Origin of the sequence: Nodularia harveyana UHCC-0300 (assembly GCF_034931085.1) — a bacterium.
GTDB lineage: Bacteria > Cyanobacteriota > Cyanobacteriia > Cyanobacteriales > Nostocaceae > Nodularia > Nodularia harveyana.
Window position 1 is genome coordinate 25,724 of record NZ_JAYGHG010000028.1, and the last position, 12,426, is coordinate 38,149.

At 40.3% G+C, this 12,426-nt stretch carries 13 protein-coding genes; 6 read left to right on the plus strand and 7 right to left on the minus strand.

Features of this window, described 5'->3' with window-relative positions; translation table 11 throughout:
• Positions 1–61: 61 nt before the first annotated feature.
• The 3 genes from rppA (at position 62) to VB620_RS15575 (ending at position 3,554) form a co-directional block, all read left to right on the plus strand.
• Complete coding sequence (gene rppA, locus VB620_RS15565; RefSeq protein ID WP_323197103.1) at positions 62–769, plus strand: two-component system response regulator RppA; 708 nt, start codon at positions 62–64, stop codon at positions 767–769.
• A complete protein-coding gene (gene rppB / locus VB620_RS15570) occupies positions 766–2,196 on the plus strand; it encodes a two-component system sensor histidine kinase RppB (protein WP_323197067.1) in 1,431 nt (476 codons plus the stop codon). The genes rppA and rppB overlap by 4 nt, the downstream gene beginning before the upstream one ends.
• 203 nt (positions 2,197–2,399) lie before the next feature.
• Complete coding sequence (locus VB620_RS15575; RefSeq protein ID WP_323197068.1) at positions 2,400–3,554, plus strand: pyridoxal-phosphate-dependent aminotransferase family protein; 1,155 nt, start codon at positions 2,400–2,402, stop codon at positions 3,552–3,554.
• Positions 3,555–3,889: 335 nt separating this feature from the next.
• Here VB620_RS15575 and VB620_RS15580 read toward each other — a convergent pair whose 3' ends face one another.
• The 5 genes from VB620_RS15580 to VB620_RS15600 all read right to left on the minus strand — a co-directional run bounded on the left by VB620_RS15580 (position 3,890) and on the right by VB620_RS15600 (position 7,887).
• Positions 3,890–4,792 (minus strand): S1 family peptidase, encoded by a 903-nt coding sequence (locus VB620_RS15580; RefSeq protein WP_323197069.1) that lies wholly within the window; start codon positions 4,790–4,792, stop codon positions 3,890–3,892.
• A gap of 51 nt (positions 4,793–4,843) precedes the next feature.
• Positions 4,844–5,779 (minus strand): S1 family peptidase, encoded by a 936-nt coding sequence (locus VB620_RS15585; RefSeq protein ID WP_323197070.1) that lies wholly within the window; start codon positions 5,777–5,779, stop codon positions 4,844–4,846.
• A gap of 24 nt (positions 5,780–5,803) precedes the next feature.
• A complete protein-coding gene (locus tag VB620_RS15590) occupies positions 5,804–6,424 on the minus strand; it encodes a COP23 domain-containing protein (RefSeq protein WP_323197071.1) in 621 nt (206 codons plus the stop codon).
• Between the two features lie 373 nt (positions 6,425–6,797).
• A complete protein-coding gene (locus VB620_RS15595) occupies positions 6,798–7,025 on the minus strand; it encodes a DUF2949 domain-containing protein (RefSeq protein ID WP_323197072.1) in 228 nt (75 codons plus the stop codon).
• A 337-nt stretch (positions 7,026–7,362) separates the two neighbouring features.
• Entirely contained in the window at positions 7,363–7,887 is a 525-nt protein-coding gene (locus VB620_RS15600; RefSeq protein ID WP_323197073.1) for a DUF192 domain-containing protein, read from the minus strand.
• 480 nt (positions 7,888–8,367) lie between these two features.
• On the opposite strand from VB620_RS15600, the gene VB620_RS15605 reads away from it, so the two are divergent.
• Together VB620_RS15605 and VB620_RS15610 are read left to right on the plus strand one after the other, a co-directional pair.
• The gene (locus VB620_RS15605; RefSeq protein ID WP_323197104.1) at positions 8,368–8,901 is read left to right on the plus strand and encodes a CAP domain-containing protein; all 534 of its coding nucleotides are present in this window, start codon (positions 8,368–8,370) and stop codon (positions 8,899–8,901) included.
• A gap of 4 nt (positions 8,902–8,905) precedes the next feature.
• Positions 8,906–9,784 (plus strand): alpha/beta fold hydrolase, encoded by an 879-nt coding sequence (locus VB620_RS15610; protein ID WP_323197074.1) that lies wholly within the window; start codon positions 8,906–8,908, stop codon positions 9,782–9,784.
• Here the strand turns inward: VB620_RS15610 and VB620_RS15615 are convergent.
• Both VB620_RS15615 and VB620_RS15620 read right to left on the minus strand, forming a co-directional pair.
• On the minus strand, positions 9,770–10,822 hold the full coding sequence (locus VB620_RS15615; RefSeq protein WP_323197075.1) for a DUF1350 family protein: 1,053 nt from the start codon (positions 10,820–10,822) through the stop codon (positions 9,770–9,772). The two genes, VB620_RS15610 and VB620_RS15615, sit on opposite strands and share 15 nt — an antisense overlap.
• Positions 10,823–11,204: 382 nt before the next feature.
• The gene (locus VB620_RS15620; protein ID WP_323197076.1) at positions 11,205–11,885 is read right to left on the minus strand and encodes a hypothetical protein; all 681 of its coding nucleotides are present in this window, start codon (positions 11,883–11,885) and stop codon (positions 11,205–11,207) included.
• A gap of 215 nt (positions 11,886–12,100) precedes the next feature.
• On the opposite strand from VB620_RS15620, the gene VB620_RS15625 reads away from it, so the two are divergent.
• Positions 12,101–12,238: a hypothetical protein gene (locus VB620_RS15625; RefSeq protein WP_323197077.1), complete on the plus strand. Its 138-nt coding sequence runs from the start codon at positions 12,101–12,103 to the stop codon at positions 12,236–12,238.
• Positions 12,239–12,426: the final 188 nt, after the last annotated feature.

The window sequence follows — 12,426 nt, forward strand, 5'->3', positions numbered from 1 at the left end:
ATCCAGGTGAAATTGCAGATGTTTTTGTAAGATCAAGCTCGTGGTTGATTTCCCTGGAGCGATGCGAATTTTACTGGTGGAAGATGAAGCAGATTTGGGACTGGCAATCAAGCAAGTTCTGATTAGCGAAAGATATGTGGTGGATTGGATGACAGATGGTACTGAGGCCTGGCTGTGTCTTGAAAGCCAGTGGACAGACTACACAGTTGCTATTGTTGATTGGCTGCTGCCCGAAATGTCGGGATTGGAGTTATGTCAGAGGCTCAGACTACACCAAAATCCCTTACCAGTGCTGATGCTGACTGCTTTGGGTCAGCCTGAAAATCGCGTGGCAGGGCTGGATGCGGGGGCTGATGATTATTTAGTCAAACCGTTTGTCATGGAAGAATTGCTGGCACGGTTGCGCGCACTTCAAAGGCGATCGCCTCAACTACAACCGTCTAACCTGACTGTTGCAGGTTTTACTCTGGATACAGCCAATAATGTCCTACGAGTAAATTCCGATGGATCTACGCCTCTAGTCATTCCCTTAACTACCAAAGAATTTCAGTTGCTCATGTATTTGATGCAGAACCCCAATCGCATCATTCCCGGTAGTAAGTTGCGTCATCAACTTTGGGACATGGATGAAGAACCGATTAGTAATGTAGTTGCAGCGCAAATGCGCTTACTACGTCGCAAGTTAGCAAATCATGGCTGTCCCTGCCCGATTGAAACTGTTCCCGGTGCTGGCTATCGCTTTAATTCTCAAGTTGATTCTCGGCTATGAATAGCTACTCACTTTTTCGGCGCAGTCGTCTACGGTTAGCCCTCTGGTATGCCGGAGTTATGGGCGTGATTTTGAGTGTTTCTGGCTTGGGGATGTATCGCGCAATGGTACAAACAAAGTGGGCAGGAATGGAGCGCGAAATTGAATCAATTGCTGGAACTTTACACGATAGCGTCGAACCACTGTTACCGCCTTCGGAAGAACCGACTGCGGTTTTGCAACAAATTTTTCCTGATCTTTGTGTAAGTGGACAACCTTGCAAGGCTACGCCAACGCTGATTCAACGGCACACTATCGGCATCAGCGATCGCACCACATATTATATTCGTCTGTTCAATCATCAAGGGAAACTTCTGGCTTTTTCACCCAATCAACCGCTATCTCTGCCGCCAACTCTCAACCGCAGTTCATGGCAAACTTTTCGCACGGCTAAGGGCATTCGCTATCACCAATTCACCACGATTTTGCATAGTGCCAATAGCCATTCTTTAGCTAATGAAGCTAATGCTGATTCATCTTGGGGCTATTTGCAAATTGGCCGCACTTTAGAACATTTTGATGCAGAAATCAGGCGGATTCAATGGATTATGGCGATTGGGTTGCCTATTGCCCTGAGCTTGGTTGCTACTTCCAGTTGGTGGCTTTCAGGTTTAGCAATGCAGCCGATTTACCAGTCTTATCAGCAACAGCAACAGTTTACTGCTAATGCTGCCCACGAATTGCGATCGCCCCTGGCTAGTCTGTTGGCGACTGTGGAAGCTATCCTCCGTATACCGCAATCAAATCAACAAGATATACAAATCATGCTTCATACTGTTGAGCGACAAGGACGAAGGTTGAGCCATTTAATCGCTGACTTACTCTTGTTAACCAGTCTGGAGCAAAATTCAGGTGCAAAACCTTTTCAGCCCTGTTGCTTAAATGATTTGGTGAGCGATTTGACTGAAGAATTTTTAGAACTGGCTACTGCTGCTGATATTAATTTAAAGAGCCAAATTCCCACTTGCGAGGTTTACACTCTAGGTAATGAATCGCAACTTTACCGTTTAGTGTCAAATTTGATTGCTAATGCTATTCAGTATACACCCAGAGGGGGATATGTAACTGTTAGCTTAGTCAAGGGTGATTATACTGCTGTAATTGCGGTGAAAGATACGGGGATTGGGATTGAGCTTGCTGATCAAAAGCGAATTTTTGATCGCTTTTACCGTGTTGATGGCGATCGCTCTCGTAAAACTGGAGGTACAGGGTTGGGGTTAGCTATTGCACAGGCGATCGCCCAAAAACATCAAGCGCATCTGAAAGTTGAAAGTCAGGTGGGAATAGGTAGTATTTTTACGCTAGAGATAAAAGTTTTATCTTCGATAGAACCCATTTGGCATCCTTTACTCTTTGATCATTCTCTGGAAATTAAACACAGATCATAAAATGGTATAACTGGAAAGCAGAGTTTTAGATGATTTTCACTATACATAATTTGTTACAAAAGTCAAGCTAGCCAGAGTTGAAAATTCAACTTTTTTGCAGAATTTGCTACGGATAAAAAAATCTAGCAAACTGTTTTGGATATGCCGATAAATCTAAAATTCGCTGCCCCAATTTAACTTTTATTTGACTTGAGGAAAAACAAATGGACAATAAACTAATGCTGATGATTCCTGGTCCCACACCAGTACCAGAAGCTGCTTTACTGGCCTTAGCCAAGCATCCCATAGGACACCGGACTAATGAGTTTAGCAACATCATGGCTGAGGTGACAGCCAACCTGAAATGGTTGCACCAAACGGAAAATGATGTGTTGATGCTGAATGTTAGCGGTACTGGTGCTGTGGAAGCGGGAATTATTAATTTTCTCTCTCCAGGCGATCGCATTTTAGTAGGTTCCAATGGTAAATTTGGAGAACGCTGGGTAGAAATTGGTGAAGCTTATGGTTTGAACGTTGAAGCCATTACCGCCGAATGGGGTAAACCTTTAGACACGTCCCTATTTGCCGAAAAATTGCAAAAGGATACCGAAAAGCAAATCAAAGCCGTAATTATTACCCACAGCGAAACCTCAACCGGTGTGTTGAATGACTTAGAAACCATCAACCGCCTAGTTAAAGAACATGGTGAAGCTTTAATTATCGTCGATGCAGTCACTAGCTTAGGTGCATTTAACTTACCCATAGATAAGTGGGGCTTAGATGTAGTTGCGTCTGGTTCCCAAAAAGGCTACATGATTCCTCCCGGCTTAGGATTTGTTTCTGTTAGCCCCAAAGCTTGGGAAGCTTACAAAACTGCAAAATTACCCAAATATTATTTAGATTTAGGTAAATACCGCAAAACCGCAGCTAAAAACACTACTCCCTTTACACCACCCGTCAACTTAATTGTGGCTTTACACACCACATTAAACATGATGAAAGCAGAAGGCTTGGAGTCAATATTTACTCGCCATCAACGGCTCAAAAATGCTACCCGTGCGGCTGTTAAAGGTTTGAATTTACCTTTATTTGGGTCAGATGATTGCGCTAGTCCAGCAATTACGGCTGTCGCCACACCAGGAATGGAAGCTGATAAAATTCGCTCATTGATGAACAAACGGTTTGATATTGCTTTAGCCGGCGGTCAAGACCATCTGAAAAACAAAATTTTCCGAATTGGTCACTTGGGTTTTGTCTGCGATCGGGATATTCTTAGCTGTATAGCAGCCTTAGAAGTTATTCTCCCTGCACTTGGTCACGAAAACTTTACCCCAGGTAGTGGTGTAGCCGCAGCAGCTAAAGTATTTAATCAGGACTGATTGAAAAATTCGGCGTTGCTGATTGAGAATATCAATCTGTCTCACCCATACGGTAAGGGGAACCCGTTCGCGTAGAGTTATCGGGAAAGATGAAGCATTCGCCAACATAGGTGTCCATATTTTTCTTCTACGAATGCTGATGCTTCCAGTACGCTCCGCGAACGGCGCTACATCTGTTGATATAACTAGAAATCGGATATTCTCAGAGTGTAATATGAAGCTTTTCTTCTTGTCTTGTAAAACTAAAAGAACCCTTAGCTATTGCTGAACCAGAGCTATGGTTACATAAGAAAGGCAATTACATCTTAAAAAATCAATGCAATTGCCTCTAAAAACTAAAAGGGCAAACGAGGAAAACGAGGGAGAAACGTGTCGATAATCTTGTCAACTATCCCAGCCGCAAATTCCTGTTCCCAGCTTTTCACCTCAGACTTTGTGGGTTGAGTAGCTTCCACATTTGCAACTTCAGAATTATCTTCTTTGACAGCAACTTTCACCCCAGTTTGAGAAATTAGTTCTTTGAAAGTATTAATAGGAATTGCTGCGTTAAAACCAGTTTTAATTTCTGTTTGTCCACCGGAAGCGGACTCATTTTTTACCACACCGTCGCGGTCTCCTTGTCCGTGAATTCCTACCACACGACCACTCACATCAAACACTGGACCACCACTCATACCCCTGCGAGTCAAAGCATCATAACGCATGGTATAACCTTGAGGTTTGCTATCAGGACGACTGGTAACTTGTCCGTTTGTAAACTCATATTCCCGTTCATTACTGTCTTCAATTGACATCGGATAACCAGAAATATATACACCTGTACCAATTCCAGCTTCATCAGAATTAGTAATTGGTGCAATAGGATATTCTTCTGAACTTTCAAATTTAACTATTGCTAAATCTGGACTGGTTTCAGTTTTTTGTAGATTCTGCACTGAAGTAACAGCATGAGTTTTCTTTTTGCTGGTATAAATTGTGTATTCCTGGGCTTGACTAGCAACTACATGATTAGCAGTTAACACCGTATAAGTATTACCATTTTTGGCAATTATCACCCCAGAACCACCAGCATTTGTACCTGCGGAACTGTCAATTCTTACTGTTGTCGGTACAGCAATTTGAGCCACTTCTCTAGCAGTTTTAGCAGATGCTGGTTGACTAATTACGATTGCTGCTACTACTGCTGTTCCTGTAATAAAACCAGGAAGAGAATTAAACCGAGAAAAACCGAAACTCATAAATAACTCCTTTAAACTGAAAACTACATTTTATACAAGTCAGACTAGAAACTACTCCGATAAAGTAGACCTAATCTCCCCTACTGATTGTTTTGGCAAGATAAATGGATAGGCTGTACTTTCCGGTTTCTGTAGGATAGGAACGGGAGGATTTAACTGGATATTATTTTCCGTTGTTTTTGGTGATAAAACAGGTTGCTGGGATTGGGGTAAATTCTGAAATTGCAAATAGCTACTAATGGGAATTCCCCAACTAGAATTAACTATTTGTGCTAACAATCCCGGTGATGGTTCTGTGCCATCTTCAAAGGCATAAACCCCAAAATCTGGATCACGGTTTTTTACCCGTCCATTAATCCCAATTAGTAAACCATTGGCATTAAAAATCGGACCACCACTCATACCTACAGCAATATCATTGGTGTAGCCTAAGCGATAACCCTGTGCCAATGATTTTGGTGGTAGTACTGACACCTCACCACTAGTAAATCTAAATATCCTGATACCTTGGTCAAAAGTTGTGGCTAAACTCTGTTCCTGATACATGGGAAAACCAGCCGCAAATACGGGTTCTCCCATTAATACAGGTTGATAACTGATGTTTGCCACTTGATAGGAGGAATTACTGCGAAACTGAGTAATAGCTAAATCAGTATTACCCAGTTGTTTAAGTTGGCGCGATACGGGAGTATAACGCTGACCGTCAGGTGTGATAATTGTATGTTGGTCACTAAAAGCGACAACGTGCCAGTTAGTCAAAACTGTATAACTTTGTCCTTGACGCTGGACAATTACACCAGAACCAGAAGCATTGGGGGTGAGGATTCGCACGGTAGTTTGTTGTGCCAATCTTTGGATATTTCCCATCTCGGTTTGGGCTGTTAAGTAGGTAGGGACTTTTTGGGCAATAGCATTGCACCCATCAAAAAGATAAAATGGGGCGATCGCTAAACTACTCATCAGTCCCACTTGTAGCCAATTACTCACTCTATGCCACCCGCAGGGGGTCATTTAGTTGAACTCTCTACTACGTTCTGAATTAGGTTGAGATGGTGTCGGCTGAACATTCGTAGGTGTAGGAGTAGTAGGTTGTGTCATTGTGCTACCTACATCTTCTCCTAGCCTTCCACTTACATCTATATAAGGTGCTGCACCACTCTCACTCAGCGATGTTAAGCCAGCTTGTCCCTCACGCCATGCTAAGAAATTAGTCAGTGTTTTTACTGCATCTTGACCAGGTTTGAGGGTAAATATTAACCCTTCACAACGTCCATTGACTTGACTAGCGGTGCAAACTACATTTTGTCCATTCATTCTCCCGACGGTGATGAGCTTAAGCTGTTTGTTACGTCGATAGGTTTCCAATCTTCCACTTACTTCCTGACAGCGCGCTACAGAATTGTAACCAGAGGATCGGAAATAATTAGAAGTCCACTTAATCCAAGGCTCACTAATGCCTTGAGAGTTTTGGTATACTGTCACAGGTACACCAGTTGAGCGATCGCAGTAAAAACCTTGTGCTTGGGCGTAGCTAGGTTGATGCAAAGAAAAAGTAGTACCTAATGCGATCGCTATACCCACAGCAGGCATGGAACCTGCTATTACAACCTTTTTCAATGATTGCAGTTTCATCGTGATGCTATACTCCGTAAATCTAAATAAACTTTCTTATCCACTTATAATAATTCCCAAAAGCTGCATAAATCTAACTTTGTTTAACAATTCTATTACTTACGCACGCCCCATTATGTTCTCAATGCGTAAGTCTTGTATCTGATTAAATTATAAAGAGCGAGTTAAATATTTAACTCGCTCTCTGAATATGTATTGAAATAAGTAAAAATGGTAACAGTCAATTCTCTGATCTATCAGCCTCGGTACAAGGCAGAATGGACGTGACATACTTCAATTCTCCTGTAACTCATACTTATACTAAGTAGAACAAATATTTTCACCAAAAACTTATCTCATCAGTAGCCTGTTGGTTAAACTTACAGAATAGATATCACGCCGTTTCCAACCAGTCATAAATTTGTTCTAATTGTTCTAGAGTAATTAGCCCATACTGCCAAAGAATCATCGGTAATGGGCCGGGATCTTGTTCCCGATGTCGCAAAGCCACTGCAAGGGATGCAGTAGAGATGGATAAATCTTCCTGAAGAAAATTAATCAGTCGTGAATATGTTGATGGTGCCATCTGTAACTCACCTCCTTTAATTGAATGTATTGTCATATAATGATGTCCCTTTTCTAAGTAGCCCGCAGCTAATATTTCATTGGTAACTGGTGATTACCGGATAAATACTTGAAAAAATTTGGCTTAAAGTGATTAAACAGAGAGATTTGACAGATAAAACTTGAATATTTTCCGTTACCAGCCCCAATTATCTACTCAGTTTTGGCATTACCAGTGTAGGAATGTGATTATACCTTAAAAGAGTAAATTTTACTATGATTGAAGACATAAAAACATAGCCTATGGATATTTTTTATACTCTTGGAATATTTTTTTTACACAATGATCTGAATTCAGGATTTGCCGTAGGTGAGAGTAGAAGGTAGGGGATTATTTATGAGGGAAGATTTTCTTGACCGAAAAACTCAATTTTAACTTTATCTCCAGTCTGCAAATTTAATTCAGCAGCTCGTCCAGAACGCAGTTCAATTACCATGTCAATTGGGTCATTCGGCCCATAAGTTGGACAAGGTTCACTGGTACAGGGAGGTGCAGAATTTTCAATATATTGAATTACCCCATTTTGCAAAAACACCATATCCAGAGGGACAGGGACATTTTTCATCCAAAAGCTCACTTGTCGGGCTGCGGGGAACTGAAATAACATCCCGCGATTATCTGGTAATGCTGGACGAGACATCAAACCCTGTGCTTGCTGTTGGGGTGTTATTGCCACTTCCAATTGAATTTTAGTACCATTAGGCACAATGGCTTCAGCAGAAATCGGGAGCATTTGACCAGTGAGTGCTGTGGTTTGACTGCTGGATGTGGGTGCGTTAGGCTGTGCTGTTGTTTCCATAGAGCAGCTTATTAGTAGTACAATCAACAGCATGGGAACTAAATTAAACCAACGAATCATATAATTTTTATTTTGTAGTTTAAATTTCGATTTTACAGAATTTAAGTCAAAAAACTAGCCTTGGTGACTAGAAATTGCAGCTACACAGAAGAAACCCACAGATAATATCTCTCTCTGGGAGATGTTAAGCGGTGGTATGCCGGAGACACTAAGAATGTGATATTCTTCACTCTTTTGCGATCAGCCGATCGCAGTTAATCAGTTAACGTACTTATCCGATCCTAGACGGCACAAGAGTTTTGTTGCTCCGTGATGTGTAAATAAAATGTGGAATACTTGAGCGAGTCGTTGTGTGATCATTGCGATCGCCTCAAAATTTATTGTCAGTATTTCAGAGAACAGTTATCTGTATTGTGGAGCTAAATATAACGTATTTTTGATGAAAGTGAGTAATTGCTTGACTGAATTTTTTAAAACAGGTATAGAGAATGTAACACATAAGAATATTCTTTGGAAGTGGAAAAACAAGTTTTAGCCGAAATGAACAAAGTCCGCATTAATCCTGCGGCATACATTCCGATTCTGGAAGATTGGAAAGGGCAATTTGAAGGCACAAAGGTAAAGATAGCTGATAATTTTTATTTGCAAACTCAAGAAGGGGTCAAAGCGGTTGAGGAGGCGATCGCATTTCTCCGATCAGCAGATCCTGTGGCAGCATTAAATATATCTGAGGGAATGTCTTTAGCAGCTAAAGATCACGTCACAGACCAAAGTGAAAAAGGCACTACTGGTCATAATGGTAGTGATGGTAGCACCCCATTTACACGCATGAACCGCTATGGAAAATGGCAATTTACTGCCGGTGAAAACATCAGTTATGGTTCCAGCACAGCCGAAAAAATTATCATGCAGTTAATTATTGATGATGGTGTACCCTTACGGGGTCATCGCCACAATATTTTTAACCCCGCCTTTAAAGTCGCTGGTGTAGCCTGTGGCCTTCATAGCAAATACAAAGAGGTGTGCGTTATTACCTACGCCGGCGGATATACTGAGAACATAGCCAGTAACTAAAAGCATGAGCTATATTCCCCCCACGACTACGCTCAGGGCAAGCCCCACACCGATAAATCTCAACGTCTATATCCAAGGTGAAGGCTTCCCGATTCTAGGCTTGCATGGTCATCCTGGTTCTGGTCGGAATCTTTCGGTTTTTACCAATCACTTATCCCAGCGCTATCAAACTTTTGCCCCAGATTTGCGGGGATACGGTAAAAGTCGCTGCCGGGGAAATTTTGAGATGTCCGACCATTTAACCGACTTAGAGGCGCTGCTAGACCGCTATCAAATCGAAAAATGTCTGATATTGGGATGGTCGCTGGGGGGAATTTTAGCTATGGAAATGGCCTTGCGACTCCCGCAACGGGTAACTGGTCTGATTTTGGTAGCCACGGCAGCTAGACCTCGTGGGAATCATCCCCCCATTACTTGGCAGGATAATCTTTATACAGGCATTGCGGGGATTTTAAATTATCTGCAACCCAGTTGGCAATGGAATATAGATACTTTTGCCAAGCGATCGCTCTTTCGTTATTTAATTCAACAACACACCCCCACTGCTTACAAATACATTGCCCAGGAAGCAGCACAGGCCTATTTACAAACCTCTGCTCCAGCAACTCGCGCCCTGTATAATGCCCTCAAGTCTGGTTACAATCGACTCCCCGATTTACAGCAAATTCACTGCCCTACTCTGGTATTAGCGGGAGAACAGGATCGCCACATCACAGCCGAATCCAGTTTAGAAACAGCGCGACACCTCAAAAATCATGAATGGCGTTGTTATCCCCAAACTGCACATTTGTTTCCTTGGGAAATTCCTCAACAGGTATTGGGTGATATCGATCTTTGGCTAGAAGAGAATCCACCCGCTACAGGTATTTCAGCGTATTTCTGATACATCTTTGAGCAGTTTAATGATATGAGATTCAAATCCGGCAGTGCGCTTAGGAATTGGTTCAATGACCGGAATTGATAATGTATCCGGAAAATTAATCACGAAATTCCCTATTTGTATACCGAGTGGGCGTAAATGTCCACCTGGTAATTCCTCCCAAAAATCTTGCGGTGGTTTTTTCAAAGTATTAATAAACCAATCACAAGTACCACGAGCAATATCATCTGATTTCAAGCGCAGTATAGCCAGTAAATTAAATAAATTACTATCCTTAATTAAAGTATAGGTTTCTTGAGGCGTTGGTTTGACATCAAAACCGATAATATTAATCAATTCAGCTAAAAATTTAGGTTTAATAGCACTATCAATACCTGTCTTTACAGGAGCTAAGAATATAGATGATTGTCCTTTAATGAAGATACTGGAAATTTTCACTTGTGAATCATCTGATCGGAATTTTTGAGAATCAATATCTTGCTTGAGGTAGTATTTAACCCGTTCAATAGTTTTTCCCTTTTTTTGCTGAATGTCATTAATTAATATCTCTAAATCTGTAACTATACTTTTGATTTTATAATCATTCTTTTGATGATTTGATGTATTTGATGTTTTTAACACCAATTCACGAATAAATCTTTCTAGTTCTTCTGACTCAATAGGTAGAGCAGTAAATCCTTCTAAAAGAGAAATATACTTACAGCCAATACTATGTCCCAGCCATAAAAAATTAGTATCATTTAGATAAATATTATGATTATAACCTAACAATTGGGACATCCTGACAAGTTCCGGGATGATTTCATATTGTTCTCTAATTAAAAATCCAGCTTCTTCATAATGATCAAACGTGAAGTTAAACGGAAGTATAACTATCGTATAACGCTGGTCGAATAAAGTTTTCAATAAATGTTGATAAAACAGCATGGGTAAAAATGTTCCGAAGAAAGCTCCACCAATAAATTGAATGACTCCTTTGGGTTGGGGATGTAGCGCAACCCAACTGTGAGAAATTGGTTGCCATTTCATTTTTAATTTCATAATATTTATATTTTTGTAAGTAACTGCTTCAAATTAAATAACGCAATATTATTGTGATTCTGGCTAAGAATTAATATGCTGTTTCTCCGTTGAGGAAGTTAGAGGATGTTTGAAAAGTTTTTAATGTATAAATTGACCCCTCTCCAAACCTCTCCCCTGCAAGGAGAGAGGCTTTGAAAACCCCATTCCCTTGTAGTGAAGGGGGGTAGGGGGGTTAGGTTTTTGGAGATTATGGGTTTCATATAATACTTTTCAAAGAGCCTCTTAGAAAAATCCAACTCTCTTTCGGCAGGTGAGGTAAGACAGAAACATGAATTAGAATTTTGTAGCGATCACTTGAAAATCAAGAGAGTCGCTACAAAAATTGCTCTTCTCTCAGAAACTAATCTAGGTTATCAAGACGCTCACATATTAAGTCCATTAACTCTTGTTGATTATTCGTTAAACTAGAGTTGTCTCCTACTTGAGCAGTTACAAAATCTCCAGGAAAGAATAGAGGTTTTAAACTGAGGAAACTACCACCATTAGCAGTAGGGAGAGCATAGGCTATTTGATCAAAATCAGGAAGTTTATCGTTGAGATTATTGGGTAAGAAAGTTCCTCGTTGATCAGGAGTAACTAGCAGATCATAAGTTGGTCCTCTCAAAGCCCTTCTAGAGATTTTCACATACCCACGAATCTCTAAATCTTTTACTCCTTTTAAGATATCTAAATTATTCAGATCGGGTAGTAAGGTAACTAACGCTGTATCTTGAGCAGGAATCTTGAGATCAACAATGAATTTTCTAGGATCTTGTGTTGGTTTTAAATCACCAAATTTATTTCCTTGAATATCAACTACTATCACGGTATCTTTGATATTTAATTTTGGTGTTGTTGCTGTAAATTCTATTCTCAAGGGAGCAACAGAATTAGTAGTATTAGCAATGGTTAAAAAATAACCTTGAACAACTCTACGAGCAACTTTTTTGAGTTTTTCTGCAATATCTACTGGTAGACTTTCAAGGTTATCAGTGGGAGCAATTTGCTTAACAAGTAATTCAAATGTCGAAACTAAGGGCATAATTTTTTTCTCCGTAAGTAGCGGATGTATCAGATTTTGTAATAACTACTATTACTTAAAAAATCGCAGATATCCAAAATCAAGTGTTAGTTGCAAGCTGAAAAATAATTTTTTTAGCTACTGATTAAGCCACAAATTTATGTTTGTTCTTTACGGAAGACTAGTAATTTTCGTAATATTTCTTTACAAAATACACTTTAATGTGTTGATTGACTATGGTGACTAATATTTCTATGAGTTACGGTAAAGATAGCGATCGCTTAATTTCTCTAAAGTGTATAAGTTACCGCCATTGTCCCGCAGTGCCGATAAGTATTCTGCGAACTGTAACCTTTGCCAACCTTGAGAACTAATAACAACTTCTTTCCTGCCTTTTGGGACTAAGGATTCTCAGGATTGATAATTATACCAAACCACAAGCAGTACACTGATATACTGAGCGAATTGAGTAATATTTAATACTGCTATTAACCAAATTTTCGGATTTGAAAAATAAGTTTCTATCTCGGAGAGTTAAGTTACCGACTTAAAATTCTATCAG

Excerpts from the sequence above, each read along its gene's own strand:
- rppA (WP_323197103.1), top strand. The coding sequence starts at position 62 with ATGCGAATTTTACTGGTGGAAGATGAAGCAGATTTGGGACTGGCAATC.
- rppB (WP_323197067.1), top strand. The coding sequence starts at position 766 with ATGAATAGCTACTCACTTTTTCGGCGCAGTCGTCTACGGTTAGCCCTC.
- VB620_RS15575 (WP_323197068.1), top strand. The coding sequence starts at position 2,400 with ATGGACAATAAACTAATGCTGATGATTCCTGGTCCCACACCAGTACCA.
- VB620_RS15580 (WP_323197069.1), bottom strand. The coding sequence starts at position 4,792 with ATGAGTTTCGGTTTTTCTCGGTTTAATTCTCTTCCTGGTTTTATTACA.
- VB620_RS15590 (WP_323197071.1), bottom strand. The coding sequence starts at position 6,424 with ATGAAACTGCAATCATTGAAAAAGGTTGTAATAGCAGGTTCCATGCCT.
- VB620_RS15595 (WP_323197072.1), bottom strand. The coding sequence starts at position 7,025 with ATGACAATACATTCAATTAAAGGAGGTGAGTTACAGATGGCACCATCA.
- VB620_RS15600 (WP_323197073.1), bottom strand. The coding sequence starts at position 7,887 with ATGATTCGTTGGTTTAATTTAGTTCCCATGCTGTTGATTGTACTACTA.
- VB620_RS15605 (WP_323197104.1), top strand. The coding sequence starts at position 8,368 with ATGAACAAAGTCCGCATTAATCCTGCGGCATACATTCCGATTCTGGAA.
- VB620_RS15610 (WP_323197074.1), top strand. The coding sequence starts at position 8,906 with ATGAGCTATATTCCCCCCACGACTACGCTCAGGGCAAGCCCCACACCG.
- VB620_RS15615 (WP_323197075.1), bottom strand. The coding sequence starts at position 10,822 with ATGAAATTAAAAATGAAATGGCAACCAATTTCTCACAGTTGGGTTGCG.
- VB620_RS15620 (WP_323197076.1), bottom strand. The coding sequence starts at position 11,885 with ATGCCCTTAGTTTCGACATTTGAATTACTTGTTAAGCAAATTGCTCCC.
- VB620_RS15625 (WP_323197077.1), top strand. The coding sequence starts at position 12,101 with ATGGTGACTAATATTTCTATGAGTTACGGTAAAGATAGCGATCGCTTA.